The organism is Paraflavitalea speifideaquila (assembly GCF_032395985.1).
GTDB lineage: Bacteria > Bacteroidota > Bacteroidia > Chitinophagales > Chitinophagaceae > Paraflavitalea > Paraflavitalea speifideaquila.
Genome location: NZ_CP135920.1, coordinates 8080176 through 8096521, shown reverse-complemented (window position 1 = coordinate 8096521; position 16346 = coordinate 8080176). Strand labels below are relative to the sequence as shown.

The window sequence follows — 16346 nt, the reverse complement described above, 5'->3', positions numbered from 1 at the left end:
GCCATTGACGCTCGGGAAAGCGATTTCTGAAATCCGTAAAACAAGATTTTACCAGCTCCGAAAGATCCAGCTCTTCATTGGATCTCCGGTATCGCCCCCTTCCAATTGGGCCGATACCAGGATATTATTGACCAGGTTGTTCAACCGGTTTACTTCCTGCACAGTCATGTGCAGTAATTTTTGTCGCTTGTTTTCCTCCAATGCATGCTTTTGAAGCGTTTCCAGGTTCAGCTTGGCAACCGCTATGGGCGTTTTTAGTTCATGCGTCACGGTCATCATGAAGTTTTGCTGCTGGTTCTGAAAGCTTAATTGGCGGCGGAAAGCCCTGTATACAAACAAGGCGCCTACTAGCGTAAGGGCCAAAAAGGTAACCCCTTCGCCGATATATTGCGTCGTTTTACGCTTCTTTTCTGCATTGATTTGGTCATACCGGGTCTGATAACCGGGGTCATCCAGTTTCAATTCATTCAGCTTGTAGTTTGTCATCTGCCGGTTCTGGTTTTCCAGGGCAATAAACCACCAGATAAGTGCGGCTATAATATACAATAGCAGGAACCAATAAATGGTACTGATGAAGTAAAGTCTTTTTTTTGGCGGCAACTTCCATGTAGTAATATCGGTTGGCTTGGGCAGCATACAGGCGGCAGTACAATGCCAGCTGCTGATGAGCTCCCTATTTGGCTTTTTCTACCCGTATGCCTACATTCATCACATACTCCAGCGGATCTTCGCGCATAATATTGGCAAGGCGAAATCGATAATTACCAGCATTTGGCCTTTCAAGAGCGGTAATAAGGATACGGTGCTCAAAAATATCATCCATGCCCGTACCCAGCCATCCTTTGCTATCCGTGGCCAGCGCCAGTTCTGGCAAAGCGAAGTTTTTAGTGACGCTATCCGGCCCTTGCATACTCATACTTACCCAGATATTTTTATACCGGTAGGCATCTGTATGCCTGATTACCAGGTAAACATCATAAATACGGGAAGTGTCTTTGATCTCAAAGTTGATCTCGGGCTTAAACTGGCTACTCCAGGCATGGTTGGGGATGGCTATATTTTTTTTCAAATACGTCTACCGTGGTACAGGAAGTTATAGCAAAGAGGCCGGAAATAAGTAGGGAGAAGGGTAGTATAGTAAATGAGCGTGTCCTTTTCAATGGAAATTATTTTTACAAATATAAGCATCAGCCCAAATGGTGCAAGGGTAGGCTAGCGGTAAATACCTGGTAGCTAGTGGCAAACACCAGGGTTCACATTCAACCTCCACCAACAACTCCCGTTCCCCACTCGCCACTAGCTATTTACCACTTGCTCCTATAATACATTAAGCACCTGCTCCTTAGCCTTCTCCATTTCATCTTTCATCAAAACCACACATTTTTGGATGCTTGAATCATAGGCTTTGGCGCCAGTGGTATTAATCTCTCTTCCGATCTCTTGCAAAATGAATGACAATTTCTTGCCCTTGTTTTCATCCTGCTCTCCCAGGATGGATACAAAGTAGTCGCAATGATTTTTTAGACGTACCTGCTCCTCCGTAAGATCGATCTTTTCAATATAATAAATAAGCTCCTGTTCCAGGCGGTTGGGATCATAACTCTCTTTACCAACATTATCTTCCAAAACTTTTACCAGCCCTTCCCTTATTTTTGCTTGCGCAGCGGCTCCAGCAAAATCACTTCCTCCTGTTGTTTGCGAATATTGCTGATCCGCAATAGCAGGTCTTTCTCCAATGCCTTACCCTCTTCCTGACGGTGTGTATTCAAGTTGTGAATTGCATTTTCTACTACCTTTTCAAATGCCTGCCACTCATCGGGCGTTAAGGTTTCACCAGTCGGTGTTATTACTTCAGGTAATTTAATAAGTGTACTTAAAATATGAGCCGGATCAAGGTCGAGTGCCTTTGACAACTCTGCAATGGGCTTATAATATGCTTTGGCAAGATCTGTATTGATGCTAACTGGCTTGGCAGCTCCACTTTCTTTAAGACTAATGGTACAGTCAACAGTTCCCCGGCCCAGTTTTTTGGATAATATAGCACGGATGTCAAATTCAAAGGGTTTTAAGAATGCGGGCATTTTTAAAGACAGCTCGAATTGCTTGCCGTTCAGTGATTTTATATCCACTAGGAACGTTTTATCGCCTACTGTTTGCTCTGCCCTTCCAAAACCGGTCATAGATTTCAGCATATTATGGATTTTGCAGCAAGGTAAGGAATTAGTTTATAGTTGTTAGTGAGCTTTTAAGAGAATAGCGATGTATAGACATCCGAACGGCTTAAAGCCCGCATCTCTCCAGGCAGTAATCCATCGATGGTAAGTCCCTCAATCCGGTAACGGATAAGACGAAGGGTAGGAAAGCCCACCTGAGCTGTCATTTTACGCACTTGCCGGTTTTTACCTTCCTTAAGGATAAGCTTTAACCAGCTATCAGGAACATTTTTGCGGTAACGGATCGGGGGATTACGTGCCGGCACAGCCGGTGCGTTGTCAAAAACGGTCGCCTTACATGGTTTTGTATGGTAGGGTTTCCCATCAACCGTTATTACTACCCCCTTTTCTAATTGCTGAATAGCTGATCCTTGTTTCCCTTCTTCTAAATCCCCAATACCCCCTTCTACCTGTACCCAGTACTCCCGTTCATGTGCAAACCTGGGGTCCAGTAACCGGTGATTAAGTTGTTTATCATTGGTAAGAAGCAGTAAACCTTCACTGTCATAGTCTAACCTGCCTATGGCGTATACATCCGTTGGAACAGGAAACAATTCTTTCAATGTTTGTTTACCGCCTTCCGACGTGAACTGCGATAGTACCTGGAATGGTTTGTAGATAATGAAATAACGAAGCATAGCTAAAAGAAAATCTCCCGGTGAACCGGGAGATTTATTATGTGGATGGGTTAGTAAGTACCGGGAAATAAATTTCCCTACACAATATTAAAAATAATTTTTTCTATCTGGAAAAAAATCTAATAAATTTTATGCACATTTTTTTAATGCTGTGGAAATCCTCGCCCCGGTCCGGGTTTTTACAAAAATTGAATGGTCTACTACATTTCGTTAAGCCTTTCATCTTTGTATCCTCCAATTTATCATTCCTTGCAAACATTGATCGCCACTGTATTTGAATAAGCTTGCTATTGTTCATTGTTTGCACACTACCTTTGCGCAAATTACAACTATGAAATTCCCCACTCCGATAGCTGTACAGGAAATCGCTCAACTGATAGGTGCAAAACTGGTAGGTAATGTAAACGGGCTTGTAACCGGCATTAACGAAATACATAAGGTAGAACCCGGTGACCTGGTATTTGTGGATCATCCTAAGTATTACGACAAGTGCATTCAGTCTGCGGCCACCTTTATCATTATCAATAAAGAAACCAGCTATCCCGAAGGCAAGGCCCTGTTGATCGTAGAGCAGCCTTTTGAGGCTTATCAAACCCTTGTCCGCCGTTTCCGCCCCTTTGAACCCGCAGCTAAGATGATCAGCGATTCGGCTGTGATAGGCGAAGGCTGCTATATAGCCCCCAACGTATTCATTGGGCACCATGTAACTATCGGTAAGAACTGCCGGCTATTCCCCAATGTTACCATATTGGACCATTGCGTTATTGGCGATAACGTAGTTATCCAGGCGGGTACCGTAATAGGATCCGATGCTTTTTATTACAATACTAAAAAGGACCGTGAGGTATGGTACAAGCGTATGGAAAGTGGTGGCCGCGTAGTGATTGAGGATGATGTAGAGATCGGCGCCGGGTGTACCATCGACCGTGGTGTAAGCCATGATACACGCATTGGGAAGGGTACAAAAATGGACAACCTCATTCAGGTTGGTCATGATACTGTGATAGGCAAAAACTGCCTGTTTGCTTCACAGGTGGGCATCGCTGGAGCTACCACTATTGAGGATGGAGTAGTATTATGGGGCCAGGTAGGGGTGTCCAAGACACTCACTATTGGCGCCAATGCCGTAGTGATGGCTCAAAGTGGGGTTCGTGCTTCTATTGAAGGCGGAAAAGCATACTTCGGTTCCCCGGCAGAGGATGCTGCTATGAAAAAGCGCGAATTCGTATGGATTAAACGCATACCGGAAATCTGGGAGAAATTGAAGGGACTGTAATAAAAAATATTATGAACTGAATTTGGCAAGGAACTCATCCCGTTTCCGGATAGAAACCTCAATGGCGGTGCCATCTTCCATTTCAATATAACCACCCCTTCCCCGGTGGTATTTTTTGACAAAATGATGGTTGATGATATGCGAATGATGGATACGGGAAAACTGTTCCTTGCTTAGAAGGTCTTCAAATTCCTTCAAGGTCTTGGAAATCGTAACCATCGTTCCATTCTTGAAGTGAATAATGGTATAATTACTTTTGGCCTCCAACCGTATACAATCTTCTGTATTAACAAATACCAATCCATCTAGCGTAGGTAGTGCCAGTCTTTGGAAAGTTTGCTTAGGCGTATACAGATTATAAAAGAGCGTATCGATCCGTTTGTGCATGTTTTTGGTATCCAACCGATTTGCCGCTTTCTGCACTGCAGCCTGTAAATCCCTGATATTGACAGGCTTTAATAAATAGTCCAAGGCCGAGTACTTAATGGCATTAATCGCATAATTATCGAACGCAGTAACAAAAATTACCTCAAAATCAATGGGCGACAGACTGTTCAACAAATCAAACGCATTGCCATAGGGCATTTCAATATCCAGCAATACCAGGTCGGGCTGCGTTGCGGTAATTAATTCCCCCTGTTTTGGCACTGTCGGCCGTACCAACTATTTCAACAACCGGGCAATACCTTAATAGCAATTGCTGTAAAATATTAATATTATTGGGTTCATCATCTATAAGAACAGTTCTGATCATATTAACTGAGTTTAGAAAGCAATTTGTGAGGAAAATAGATCGCGATCCGGGTACCTGTGGGCGCTTCCAAATCATCGGCTTTGTCTATTATTTCAATCGAAACCGGTTCTGAATATTGCCGGTTCAAAGCCTTAACCCTTTCAGCAGCCAGGCTCATGCCTTTAGATTGGTATTCCACATGCATTTTTGACCTGAGCTGCCAGGCGGTTTGCCGTCCAATGCCATTGTCTTCTACAATACATAAAACTTGGTCAGCCAGCCGGCGGAATTTTATTTCAACCAAGCCCCTTCCATCTTTTTATGCCTTATGCCATGCCGGATGCTGTTTTCTACATAGGGCTGTAAAATCATACTGGGCAAATAAGTACTATCCTTGTCAATTCCCTCATCTGCTACAATATGGTAATCGAATGAATGCCCAAACCGCATTTTTTCCAACTCAATATAACGTGTAAGGTATTTGATCTCTTGCGCAACCGAGATAGTGCCTTTTGCTGCGCTGTCCATTGTTTGCCGGATTAGGTGTGCAAACTCTGTAAGGTACTGGTTGGTTGTTTCCAAGTCATTATTGATGATAAATGCCTGGATAGAATTTAAACAGTTGAAGATGAAATGAGGGTTCATTTGCGATAGTAATGCCAGTTGCTCCAATTCATTGATCTTTTGTTGCAAACTTACTTTCTCCCTTTCCCGCCGTCTTACTATGCTAAAGCGCCAGGCTACCAACATGGCTGTTAAGCCAATGGATAGCCCTATTACCATTATTTTGAACCACCAGGTTTGCCAATAAGCTGTTTCTATTAGAATAGGTATTATGGCTGCATTACTAACCACCCCGAATTTATTAATGGCCAACAATTCCAGTTGATAATTGCCCGATGGTAGGGAAGGGTATTCCAATTGGTTCTGCCTGGTTGAATCCCAGCTATCCTTCAACCCCCTTAAGCGGTAGCGGTACAGGATATCCCCGCCCGATTTGAAAGAGATTCCCGCAAATTCGATCTTGAAGTTATTGTCATTATACGTCAGTTGATACCCTTTTTGCATAGCTAGCGATCGGCCCGATACCGATATATCCAAAACCCTTAGCTCACAGCGTGAATACTCCGGGACCTGCTTTTCATCAAAACTCGTAAGCCCGGCCGGAGATCCTACGTATACCTTATTGCTATCTACATAAATTGCATTGATAATATTGGATGGAAGACCATCGGCCATGGAATAATGGTGAATGGAATAGCCGGGCTTGCTCAGATCAATTTTGTTGACGCCCTTATCTGTGCCTACCCAAAGAAAATTTTTATAGGCAAATAGGCTTCGGCATATATCGCTGGAAAGACCTTCTTTCGTCGTTAGGTGCCGCACAACTTGGTTTCCTTTTATACCAATAATACCACCTCCAAAAGTGGCCACCCATAAACTCCCATCGGCGGATTTGGCAAAACAGGCTATGCGGAAGCGCAATGCAGGCATACTATCGCCAAAATAATAGGCCGATTTAGTGGAGTTTACCCTGTGCAAACCATCTACCGAACCAATATAATATTGACCATTGTAGTAACTAGCAGCTGTGGTACGGTAGGGCCATATCGTATCTAATACCTGCAAATCTTTTTCCCGCACCCGGATCGTGTGCCGCGCCGAACCAACCAATAAGGTATCTTTTTCCCATCTCCTCAATGGATTTTATGGGCATAATATATTTATAAAGAGTACCAGCACTGCTACGCTTATAGAGAAAAAGATCAAACCCCATGAGCAGGTTGCCCTGTCTGGTTATTTTCATACATGTTACCCTGTTGCTGGCAACTTGAGATGGCGATCCCGAAAAAGGTTTATTAAAATCCACCGAGTCAATGGTTGATCCGGCAACCGCATACATCCTATTAAAACCTGCACCTGCAAGAATTTTCCCTTTATCATTTTCCAGGCAAAAATACTTCTGACGACTTATTCTTTTTGAAAGAGAGCGTTTTAAAATTGCGTGATACCAGTTTGAATACCCCTCCCCGGCCGTACCAAACCATATGTTTTTTCAAAGTCAATAAAGGTGCTGTTGATCTGTTTTTCTTTTAGAAAAACTTCCTCAAATCGTCCAAAGTTGAGGGTATCTACCATCCACGCCCCTTCATTACTCGCTAAAAGATTGACTGGAATTGCGTTTTAGCCGTATTCAGCCTAAAATAAACGCTATTGGGCTCTGCCGGACATTCAACAACTTTTACAGTCCCGTCAATCGCATGAAGAGTGGTAAACGTTTTGTTAAGAGGGAGAGGCTGCGGTTCACTGTGAAAGGGCAAGCCCGTTAAATGATCGTCAGCCAATATAAAAAGCGAGTCGGTCGTTGATAGTATTAGCCCCTTCCGGTCTAAAAAATTAGGACTTGCAAAATAAAAAATCCTGCCATACCTATCCAGGTTAATGAATTTTGCCTTTCGGGTCTGTAGCACATAGGAACAATACCCAGGAGTAGCCAAAAAAATATTGTCCTCTATATCTCCGTTGATAGCAGTTATTACAGTACTTAGTTTCACTTTAGCTAGCAGGCTATCGTTGGCGGCAGTATAAATTTTCCCTTGAAGATAGTAGCAAATAGTGTTTTTGAATGGGGCTATCCATACCCTGCCATAGTGATCGGCATATAACTTTAATATTTCTGTCTCTGGCAGACCGTCGGCCGTGGTAAAATTCTTGAAATGCGTACCATCGAAACGACTTAACCCAGCTTCCGTAGCAAACCACATAAACCCATCTTTATCCTGGCATATATCATATACAGTCGAGCCGGCCAGCCCGTCCTTGGTATTATAGGATACATAACTATACACTTGCCCTTGCAGGTAAGGAGGTAAGCACAAGCCACACAATAAATGGAAGAAATAAAGAGGAGTAATCGGTAAAACAGGCAATCTTTTGATGGTAAGGGATAGAGCCCTTACTATCAAAAATAATAAATAGGGAAGGTTGGGTTTGAGTTCAGCAGCCGGCATTAATTTCGCACAAGGTTTTGGTCAGGTTAGGCTGGCTCAAGATAAATAAAAAAACCTTTTTGCAGCGGGTTGGTAGCGCTTAAGATTTTACTAATAAGGAAATTTAATCTCACTCATATTCGTAATTATAAGGCAGCAGTTCGGCCAATTTTTTCCAGGCCCAGTAACCTGTATTAATGACTCCATATTGCTCATAAAAATACCCGTTCTCCTCAATCACAAAACCATCCGATATATCTAGTAAGGTAACCTGCATACGTGTATTGGCGGGCAACTTAAATTCCTGCAGAAATTTTACCTCAGGAAATACTGTCTTATAACTAACCCGGTAGCGACCTTGCCAATTAATATTCACATCACTGCTATCTGCTACATATTGTTCCCCGTCATATAAAGCATTAATGATTGTCCCTTTGACGCTTTTGGGGTCATCATCCAGCTTTTCTATGATAAAGCCCTCTTCTATGACCGAGCTGTCATAAAGCGATCGCATGAAATGAAGCCGGGAACCCAGGTAGGTCTTTGCCCGGTTTTTTTCCAGATTGCAACAACCGCTGCACTGCTATCTATTTCCTGGAAAAAGGGATAACCCGTGTATTGGCTGATATTGGTATTATAATCATAGCTGAATGAGTCCAGTTGGTAACGGATCGTATACCCCAATTCATAATTGGTGATCACCAGGTCTTCTTTGGCTGTTACCTTTAACCGGTTTCGCTTCTTCGTATAGAAAAACCGCAGCGCCTCTGGGTTCTTGATAATGCATTGACCGGCATTCGGTGTGGTACCAATAAATTGATCAGTAAAAAAGGAACCATATTTGGCCAACCCATCTGCTACTTCATTACTCGCTACAACCGCTACCTCGGCCATCGCTTTGTCTTCCTTAACCAACTCAAAAACCAAAGTATCCGCCATAGGTTGATTACTACTAATGCGTAAAATCCCCTTATTATAACCCATATAGGAAATAATAAGATCGTACCCACCATTGGGCAAACGCATAAAGAACAAACCTTCACTATTCGTGATCTTTCCGTGAGTCGTATTTTGACAAAATGCAGAAGCGCCGGTCAACGGCTGGCGGGTTGCTGAATCAATTACCTTTCCCAGCACCACAAAATCCTTTTGTTGTGCAACAGCAACTGTACAAATAATTGTTAAAAAAAGAGCGGCAATGGTCTTTTCATGAGGGAACTATTGGTACTGTATATTAACGATTTTTAACCAGAGAAAGTATAACTGCAACTACTTTGCCAGTTATAAGGGCTGCGGATGCAACAAGTAATTAGCACATGCTTTTTGAATACTTTGTGATAATGGCGTAAAGGAAAACCCTGGTAAAGCCTGCAATAATTTGTGATGTTCAAAATAAGTCCTGCTCTGTGCAATGCGGGCACTTTGTTCTGTGAGTAAGGGCTTTTGCCGGAAAACAGCGACTTGAATTTTTCCATCCGCCAAGCCACCTCTCCCAGGAATGGCGTAGCCTCCCGGCTGGGCAGCTCATTATTAAAACCTTCGGCAATCGTATTCAGTAATTGCCTGAACGACCAGTTATCGGCATTGACTATAAAACGCTCGGCACTAATACTGCTATTCATCAACAATACCGCAGCCTTGGCAACGTCCTTTACATCTACAAATCCATTTACCCCATTCGTATACCAGGGAAACTCCCGGAAACTATTCTTGAATATGGCACAACTCGATGTATTCCAGTCTCCATAACCAAGTATCGTGCTCGGATTGAGCACCACTACATCAAACCTTCTCCCATACCCCTCCAAACTTCCCGCTCGGCATGGTATTTACTGATGGCATATTGTGTATTCAGCTTGCTATGCTGCCATTTTTTGGTCTCTGTAACCCGGTCACCGCTGACTGTTCTGCCAAGGGCTGCTACAGAACTGATGTGAACAAAACGCCGTACATTTTTTTCCAGCGCCATATTAACCATATTCGCAGTGCCGTCTATATTAATATTGAACAGCTCCTTTTTCTCCTTAGGATCAAAAGAGACCTTGGCGGCCGAATGGATAACTGCTTCTACTCCTTCCATGGCCTCGTCCAGCGATACAATATCCAGGATATCGCCCTCTATCCATTCAACCTGCCCCAATGTGCCGGCAGGTATAAAAAAGGAAGTTTGGTACTACGGCGTAAGGCCCGTACCTCATATCCTTGCTCCACCAGCTCCTGGATGATATAAGCCCCCAGAAAACCAGTGCCCCCGTTAAAAGTACTTTAGTTGACAAATTGATGGGTTAATACGGTGAAAAGTTAACAGGTCAATAGTTAAGTGCCGGGCTGGCCTTATTCCCTTTTAAACCTGTTAACTATATTGATAATACCCTTTTTTTGTTTTCCTTCCCAGCTCATGCCTGTCTACCCGTTCTTTCTGAAGCGCCGATGGCTGTAAGCGGTCTGGACTTCCCAGCTGTTCGTATACAGAGGAGCTAACCGCATAATTCACATCATTGCCAATGAGGTCCATCAACCGGAAAGGCCCCATTTTAAAACCGGTGGCTTCCAGCAAGGAATCAATGGTCTCAAAATCACTAATTCCTTGTTCTACCAGTTTCAGCGCTTCGAGGTAATAGGGCCTGGCCACATGATTCACAATAAAGCCAGGCGCGTCTTTGCACAAAACAGGTGTTTTGCCCAGTTGCCTGGCCAGCTCAATAATACTTTGTATCGTGCGTTCATTACTGTAGGGCGTCGTTACAACTTCCACTAGCTTCATAACAGGAGCGGGGTTAAAAAGTGCATGCCGGCCACCCGTTCCGGGCGCATCACTTGCCGGGCTATATCCGTAACAGCTAATGAAGAGGTATTGGAAGCAAAAATTACTTCACTATGGTTGATTTCAGCCAGCTGGTTGAAGAGTCCTGTTTTAATGGAGGTTTTTTCAACTATAGCTTCTATAACAATATCGGCCAGGCAGTCATTAATATCGTGTGTAAAAAGCAGGTGCTTAAGGGTGGATGCTTTTTCTTGCGCGGTTATTTTGTTCTTTTCCACCAGTTGCTGAAGACTAACCTCCAAGCCATCCTTGGCTTTGCCGACCATCTCCTCATTTACATCATACAGGATTGTATGAAATCCTTTCTGTGCCGCTATTTGGGCAATACCACTTCCCATGGTACCCGCACCGCAAACACAAACTGTTTGAATTGTATGATCCAAGATGATATTGATTTACTGGATTTCCGGGTTACCTATAATTATGCGGCTAAAAATCGGCTTCATCATACCGCGGCAGCAAATGCTGTCTACTGTATGCTACGCTATATCGCACTCGTAAACTGCCGCAAAAACCGTACATCGTTTTCACTGAAAAGACGGATATCATTAATGCCATATTTAAGCAGGGCAGGACGCTCAATGCCCATACCAAAAGCAAACCCTGTGTATTTATTGGAATCGATCTTGCAATTTTCCAATACCTTGGGATGTACCATGCCACACCCCAGGATCTCCAGCCAGCCTGTACGTTTACATACAGCACAACCTTCGCCGCCACAGATCTGGCATTGAATATCCATTTCAGCACTTGGCTCAGTAAAAGGAAAATAACTGGGGCGGAAACGTATTTTGATATCCTTACCATACATTTCCTGTACAAAGAAGTACAAAGTTTGCTTCAGATCGGCAAAAGATACGTTTTCGTCAATATAGAGCCCTTCAATTTGGTGGAAAAGCAATGGCTCCGGGCGCTTACCGTTTCATTCCGGTATACACGACCGGGACAAATGATCCGTATAGGCAACGGATTTTGCTCCATAGCCCGTATCTGCGTATTGCTGGTATGCGTACGCAATAGCCAATCAGGTTTTTGCTGAATATAAAAAGTATCCTGCATATCCCGGGCAGGGTGGTGCTCGGGCAGGTTAAGTGCGGTGAAATTATGCCAGTCATCCTCGATCTCAGGACCTTCTGCTACAGAGAATCCAAGCCGTTGGAAGATGCTGATCACATGATTCAGGAACAAATTGATCGGGTGCCTGGTGCCAAGTGGCAGCGGATCACCCGGTAGCGTTACATCAATACCCGAAGCTGCAGCAACAGTGTTGCCTTCCAATTGCTCCTTCCAGGTATCATATTTACTTTCTGCCAGTTGCTTGAATTCATTCAGTACCAGCCCAAATTCCTTTCTCTTGTCGGCTGCCACATTTTTCATTTCCGTAAACAGGTTCTTCACAATACCCTTCGTTCCGAGAAATTTAATACGGTATGCTTCCAGCGCATCAGCTCCGTCAGTTGCCAGCTTCTCAATTTCCTTCTTATAAGCGGCAATCTGTTGTAACAATTGTTCCATACCGGCAAAGATAATGAACCAAGTCCGAAAGTCGGAAAGTCCGGAAGCCCATCAGTATTTCACTCCGGGGCTTCTTTTCAGGGTTTTGACCCTTTCACCATCCAGACTTGCTGACTTTTCGTCTTTCCGACTTCCAGTCTTCCCGACTTTCTAACTATCTTGCGCCCATGTCGGATATCTTTAATATTGCTGATTTCCTGGAACCTGTAAACCGGGCCGTACTCTCACAGGATGAATCATATAAAGATGGGCAGATGGGAAAAACACTCCTGGTTTATGAAGAGGAAATGCCCGATCTGACCATGGTGGATATAATATTGGTAGGCTGTGGCGAAACCAGGGGGCGGGTATTCCTCCATCCCAACAACTGGCGCCCGATTGGATTCGGTCCGAGTTTTATCAACTCTTTTTCTGGCACCAGAACATTTCCATAGCCGACATTGGCAATATTAAAAGGAGCCTCTCTCAAAGATACCTATGCCGCCCTCAAAACCGTCCTGGCCGAATTGACCGCTGCTGGTAAAATGGTGGTCATCCTGGGTGGTTCCCACGACCTTACCCTGGCTCAATATGGCATGTATGCCGATCAGAAAAGAGTTATTGACGCCGTTTGTATCGATGCCCTTATTGATCTATCCATGGATTCCCTGCAGCGCGACCAAAATTTCCTCATGGAAATGCTCACCGGCGAACCCAATTTTATCCGTCATTACAACCATATCGGTTTCCAGAGCTATTATGTACATCCCCACATGCTCGAAACCATGGATAAGCTGCGCTTTGATTGCTTTAGAGTAGGTACCGTGAAGGAACAAATTGATGAAATGGAACCCGTTATCCGTAATAGCCAGCTCCTCAGCTTTGACATTTCGGCCATTGCCAATGCTTTTGCCCCCTCCAATACCATCACTCCCAACGGCTTGAATGGCGAGGAAGCTTGTATACTGATGCGTTATGCCGGTATGAGCACCCATCTAAGCACCATTGGTATATATGGCTATCTTCCTTCAAAAGATAAGGAGCAATTAACCGCCAAACAAATTAGCCACATGTTGTGGTACCTCATAGATGGTCGCAGTCGCGGTAAGCGCGAGGCCCAAATGGAAGAAAAAGAAGCCTTCAATGAATTTCACATAGCCTTTGCTGAAATAGAATCCGTATTTCTACAAAGCAAAAAAACAGGCCGTTGGTGGATGCAATTACCCGATAAAAAATTTATCCCTTGTTCCTATAAAGATTATTTACTGGCCGGCCGTAATGAAATACCTGAAAGATGGTTACGTGCCCAGGAAAGAGAATAGGAAATGGGGTGTCCCTTTTTTCCTTCCATGCCTATGGAATTTTGCCATTCCTGCATTTCATAAATCCACCAACCTGTTCCGTACCTTGCGGGATACACACATTGGTGTATATTGGGTTATGAAAAAAGCACTGGCTATCTTCTTCTCCTGATGCTGTTTTTGCGGCCTGTTCTCCGCAGAAAGCTATTAATAAACAAGTACATCAATCTATCCTGCAGGATCCAGGAATTAGCAAGGCCCATATTGGCATCAGCCTTTATGATGTGGCCGACAATAAATACCTGTACAACTACCAAGGCGATAAATATTTTGTGCCCGCTTCCAATACCAAGATCGTTACTTGCTTTACCGCCATGAAGTACCTGGGCGACAGCCTTACCGGCCTACGCTACCTGGAAAATGATACGGCCATTTTCCTCCTGCCCACTGCTGACCCCACCCTACTACACCCCGAATTCAAAAAGCAACCAGTAATAGAGTTCCTCCAAAAATCAACCAAGAACCTCTATATCACCGACCAGGATTGGAAAGACAGGGCCCTGGGTGCCGGTTGGAGTTGGAGCGATTATAATGAAGACTATATGGTAGAGCGGAGCCCGCTCCCAGTATTTGGCAATATCGTCCGTTGGGTGCAGGAAGCCGGCGAGGGTACCCAAAACGAAGATCCCCTCTTTGGCCCCACTCCATCTGTATACTCCATTCCCGAGGTAGATTGGAAAGTCCGGTTCAATATTGATACTACCCGGAAATCCTTCAATGTGGAGCGCGAGCAGGCTGCAAATGTTTTCCACATCACCCAAGGCACCGAGAAAAAGAAAGAACAGGATGTACCTTTTGTTACCAATGCCCTTCAATCAGCCCTCGAACTATTGCCCGATACCGTTCATAAGGAAGTGACCTACAAGGCCTGGAAAACAACCCGCAACCTGCAACCAATGATCCGTAGTCAGCAATCAATCGCTGTTCATTCCCAGCCAACCGATTCTATGCTGAGGCCAATGATGTATCGCAGTGATAATTTTTATGCTGAACAATCCCTGCTTATGGTGAGCAACCAAAAATTGGGAATCATGAGCGACCGTTTAATTATTGACACCTTGTTAAAGAGCGACCTGGCCGACCTGCCACAAGCACCCCGTTGGGTGGATGGCAGCGGGTTAAGCAGGTACAACCTCTTTACACCGCAGGATTTTGTAGCCATCCTTAATAAAATGCGTTTACAGTTTGGGATGGTTCGCCTCAAAAATATCTTTCCTACCGGGGGAACAGGAACTTTGCGCAACTTTTACAAAAAGGATACCGGGTACATTTATGCCAAAACAGGCTCTTTGTCGGGCGTATTGGCTTTAAGCGGCTACCTCTATACCCAAAAAAATAAGCTGATCGTCTTTTCCGTACTCATCAACAACCACAATGCCAATCCCACCGATCTGAGGCGCAGCGTGGAATCCTTTCTTACCAACATCCGCAATAAATATTAAAAGACCCTAGCGCATAAAGAAAGCCCGTTATGCAATACCGCACAACGGGCTTTCAATTATCGAAGCAAAAAGTTCTCACGTCTCGCCTTTCACGTCTCACTGCTCACCACTACTTCCATCCATCACCATCCAGCATATTACCCAATCCACCTAAAATGCTGCCTTCCTCTTTTCGCTTATAAGTGCCATAAGCCAATATGCGGCCGGCAAGGCGGCTGATGGGCAGCGTTTGTATCCAAACCTTACCAGGCCCACGCAAGGTAGCAAAGAACAACCCCTCACCACCAAATATGGTATTTTTAATACCCCCTACAAACTGGATGTCGTAATTAATATTCCGGGTATAAGCTACAAGACAGCCCGTATCGATCCGTAAAAATTCACCCGGCTGCAAGGTCTTTTCAAATACGTGGCCACCAGCATGAACAAAAGCCATCCCGTCGCCCTCCAGCTTTTGCATAATGAATCCTTCTCCACCAAATAACCCCGTTCCCAGCTTCCGCTGCAATTCAATCCCGATCGAAACACCCTTGGCGGCACAAAGGAAGGAATCTTTTTGCGCAACGATCTTGCCCTCATACTTCGACAGGTCCAGCGGAATGATCTTACCAGGATAAGGAGATGCAAAACTTACCCGCTTCTTGCCCTGACCCACGTTTGTAAACGCCGTCATAAACAAGCTTTCACCAGTAAGGATGCGTTTACCAGCCGACATCAGTTTGCCCAGCAAACCTTGTTGTGGCTGTGAGCCATCTCCAAACATCGTTTGCATCTGAATGCCGTCATCCATCATCATAAAGGCCCCACTTTCCGCCACCGCTGTTTCGTTGGGGTCCAGCTCTACTTCCACATACTGCATCTCCTCACCATAAATGCGATAATCTATTTCATGATTCGTTTTCATATTAATAGCTAATTGTTTTGTTTCAAAATTAATGGAACAAGCCCATTTTGTTAATACTTAATAAGTAGCAAAAATGGGAAATATTACAATCACCTCCCCCAAAAAAATAAGGGTTTAGCCCATTCGCTAAACCCTTATTATAAAATGCAATCAATTGATGTTTAGAACCAGCTTCCTATAAACGCTTCGTTAACACGCTTGTTGGAGAGTTTTCTCTGGCGACGTACTTTGTCAAACCGGTACACGATCATCGTAACCACCATCAACGGCATGAACAATACCGTGAGCGGGGAATGCCAAGGAACGAGACCCACTTGCCACCATACATCCTGCGCATTGGTCTTCTCAACCTTTCCGCAATCAGATACATACTGGGCACGATCACCAGCGTCATGAAGAAAGCAAACGCCAAACCAAAGATGATTGTCCATGATAAGGGCTTCCAAAACACCGCATTGTCTCCTCCGAAGA

At 44.3% G+C, this 16346-nt stretch carries 23 protein-coding genes and 2 pseudogenes; 4 read left to right on the top strand and 21 right to left on the bottom strand.

Going from position 1 to position 16346, the window contains the following annotated elements:
• Positions 1-48: 48 nt before the first annotated feature.
• The 5 genes from RS881_RS55550 to RS881_RS55530 all read right to left on the bottom strand — a co-directional run bounded on the left by RS881_RS55550 (position 49) and on the right by RS881_RS55530 (position 2851).
• The gene (locus tag RS881_RS55550) at positions 49-636 is read right to left on the bottom strand and encodes a histidine kinase dimerization/phospho-acceptor domain-containing protein (RefSeq protein WP_315818635.1); all 588 of its coding nucleotides are present in this window, start codon (positions 634-636) and stop codon (positions 49-51) included.
• Between the two features lie 37 nt (positions 637-673).
• Positions 674-1069 (bottom strand): gliding motility lipoprotein GldH, encoded by a 396-nt coding sequence (gldH, locus tag RS881_RS55545; RefSeq protein ID WP_315818634.1) that lies wholly within the window; start codon positions 1067-1069, stop codon positions 674-676.
• A 248-nt stretch (positions 1070-1317) separates the two neighbouring features.
• Positions 1318-1626 carry an endoribonuclease YicC domain-containing protein gene (locus tag RS881_RS55540; protein ID WP_315818633.1) on the bottom strand — a complete coding sequence of 103 codons (309 nt, stop codon included), beginning with the start codon at positions 1624-1626 and terminating at the stop codon, positions 1318-1320.
• 20 nt (positions 1627-1646) lie between these two features.
• On the bottom strand, positions 1647-2192 hold the full coding sequence (locus RS881_RS55535; protein ID WP_315818632.1) for a YicC/YloC family endoribonuclease: 546 nt from the start codon (positions 2190-2192) through the stop codon (positions 1647-1649).
• Between the two features lie 53 nt (positions 2193-2245).
• Positions 2246-2851 carry a pseudouridine synthase gene (locus tag RS881_RS55530; RefSeq protein WP_315818631.1) on the bottom strand — a complete coding sequence of 202 codons (606 nt, stop codon included), beginning with the start codon at positions 2849-2851 and terminating at the stop codon, positions 2246-2248.
• 331 nt (positions 2852-3182) lie between these two features.
• On the opposite strand from RS881_RS55530, the gene RS881_RS55525 reads away from it, so the two are divergent.
• A complete protein-coding gene (locus tag RS881_RS55525) occupies positions 3183-4127 on the top strand; it encodes a UDP-3-O-(3-hydroxymyristoyl)glucosamine N-acyltransferase (RefSeq protein ID WP_315818630.1) in 945 nt (314 codons plus the stop codon).
• A gap of 9 nt (positions 4128-4136) precedes the next feature.
• Here RS881_RS55525 and RS881_RS55520 read toward each other — a convergent pair whose 3' ends face one another.
• The 14 genes and pseudogenes from RS881_RS55520 to RS881_RS55460 all read right to left on the bottom strand — a co-directional run bounded on the left by RS881_RS55520 (position 4137) and on the right by RS881_RS55460 (position 12189).
• Complete coding sequence (locus RS881_RS55520) at positions 4137-4775, bottom strand: LytR/AlgR family response regulator transcription factor (protein WP_315818629.1); 639 nt, start codon at positions 4773-4775, stop codon at positions 4137-4139.
• Between the two features lie 107 nt (positions 4776-4882).
• Positions 4883-5164 (bottom strand): hypothetical protein, encoded by a 282-nt coding sequence (locus tag RS881_RS55515; protein WP_315818628.1) that lies wholly within the window; start codon positions 5162-5164, stop codon positions 4883-4885.
• Positions 5152-6534, bottom strand: a complete 1383-nt coding sequence (locus RS881_RS55510) for a sensor histidine kinase (protein ID WP_315818627.1) — start codon at positions 6532-6534, stop codon at positions 5152-5154. The genes RS881_RS55515 and RS881_RS55510 overlap by 13 nt, the downstream gene beginning before the upstream one ends.
• Before the next feature lie 485 nt (positions 6535-7019).
• On the bottom strand, positions 7020-7625 hold the full coding sequence (locus tag RS881_RS55505) for a hypothetical protein (RefSeq protein ID WP_315825045.1): 606 nt from the start codon (positions 7623-7625) through the stop codon (positions 7020-7022).
• 12 nt (positions 7626-7637) lie between these two features.
• Positions 7638-7871 (bottom strand): annotated as a pseudogene (locus tag RS881_RS55500) (hypothetical protein); the annotation flags it as partial.
• Between the two features lie 109 nt (positions 7872-7980).
• Positions 7981-8364 carry a hypothetical protein gene (locus RS881_RS55495; protein ID WP_315818626.1) on the bottom strand — a complete coding sequence of 128 codons (384 nt, stop codon included), beginning with the start codon at positions 8362-8364 and terminating at the stop codon, positions 7981-7983.
• On the bottom strand, positions 8334-8990 hold the full coding sequence (locus RS881_RS55490; protein WP_315818625.1) for a carboxypeptidase-like regulatory domain-containing protein: 657 nt from the start codon (positions 8988-8990) through the stop codon (positions 8334-8336). The genes RS881_RS55495 and RS881_RS55490 overlap by 31 nt, the downstream gene beginning before the upstream one ends.
• Positions 8991-9094: 104 nt before the next feature.
• Positions 9095-9628: a Rossmann-fold NAD(P)-binding domain-containing protein gene (locus RS881_RS55485; RefSeq protein WP_315818624.1), complete on the bottom strand. Its 534-nt coding sequence runs from the start codon at positions 9626-9628 to the stop codon at positions 9095-9097.
• Positions 9628-9990, bottom strand: coding sequence for an NAD-dependent epimerase/dehydratase family protein (locus tag RS881_RS55480; RefSeq protein WP_315818623.1), 363 nt, complete (start codon positions 9988-9990; stop codon positions 9628-9630). Before RS881_RS55480 ends, RS881_RS55485 begins: the two co-directional genes overlap by 1 nt.
• Positions 9969-10064 carry a hypothetical protein gene (locus RS881_RS61295; protein ID WP_350340358.1) on the bottom strand — a complete coding sequence of 32 codons (96 nt, stop codon included), beginning with the start codon at positions 10062-10064 and terminating at the stop codon, positions 9969-9971. Before RS881_RS61295 ends, RS881_RS55480 begins: the two co-directional genes overlap by 22 nt.
• Positions 10065-10203: 139 nt before the next feature.
• The gene (locus RS881_RS55475) at positions 10204-10482 is read right to left on the bottom strand and encodes a 3-hydroxyacyl-CoA dehydrogenase family protein (protein ID WP_315824938.1); all 279 of its coding nucleotides are present in this window, start codon (positions 10480-10482) and stop codon (positions 10204-10206) included.
• 84 nt (positions 10483-10566) lie between these two features.
• A pseudogene (locus RS881_RS55470) lies at positions 10567-11012 on the bottom strand (3-hydroxyacyl-CoA dehydrogenase family protein); the annotation flags it as partial.
• A 146-nt stretch (positions 11013-11158) separates the two neighbouring features.
• Positions 11159-11575, bottom strand: a complete 417-nt coding sequence (locus tag RS881_RS55465) for a tRNA ligase subunit PheS family protein (RefSeq protein WP_315818622.1) — start codon at positions 11573-11575, stop codon at positions 11159-11161.
• A complete protein-coding gene (locus tag RS881_RS55460; protein WP_315818621.1) occupies positions 11515-12189 on the bottom strand; it encodes a tRNA ligase subunit PheS family protein in 675 nt (224 codons plus the stop codon). The genes RS881_RS55465 and RS881_RS55460 overlap by 61 nt, the downstream gene beginning before the upstream one ends.
• A gap of 167 nt (positions 12190-12356) precedes the next feature.
• Here RS881_RS55460 and RS881_RS55455 point away from each other — a divergent pair, with 167 nt between their 5' ends.
• The 3 genes from RS881_RS55455 (at position 12357) to dacB (ending at position 14971) form a co-directional block, all read left to right on the top strand.
• Entirely contained in the window at positions 12357-12623 is a 267-nt protein-coding gene (locus tag RS881_RS55455) for a hypothetical protein (protein WP_315818620.1), read from the top strand.
• A 6-nt stretch (positions 12624-12629) separates the two neighbouring features.
• Positions 12630-13490 (top strand): arginase family protein, encoded by an 861-nt coding sequence (locus RS881_RS55450; RefSeq protein WP_315818619.1) that lies wholly within the window; start codon positions 12630-12632, stop codon positions 13488-13490.
• A 263-nt stretch (positions 13491-13753) separates the two neighbouring features.
• Complete coding sequence (dacB, locus tag RS881_RS55445) at positions 13754-14971, top strand: D-alanyl-D-alanine carboxypeptidase/D-alanyl-D-alanine endopeptidase (RefSeq protein WP_315818618.1); 1218 nt, start codon at positions 13754-13756, stop codon at positions 14969-14971.
• Between the two features lie 109 nt (positions 14972-15080).
• On the opposite strand, the gene RS881_RS55440 is transcribed toward dacB, so the two are convergent.
• Positions 15081-15875: a TIGR00266 family protein gene (locus RS881_RS55440; RefSeq protein WP_315818617.1), complete on the bottom strand. Its 795-nt coding sequence runs from the start codon at positions 15873-15875 to the stop codon at positions 15081-15083.
• A 161-nt stretch (positions 15876-16036) separates the two neighbouring features.
• Positions 16037-16321, bottom strand: a complete 285-nt coding sequence (locus RS881_RS55435; RefSeq protein ID WP_315818616.1) for a hypothetical protein — start codon at positions 16319-16321, stop codon at positions 16037-16039.
• Between the last annotated feature and the right edge of the window lie 25 nt (positions 16322-16346).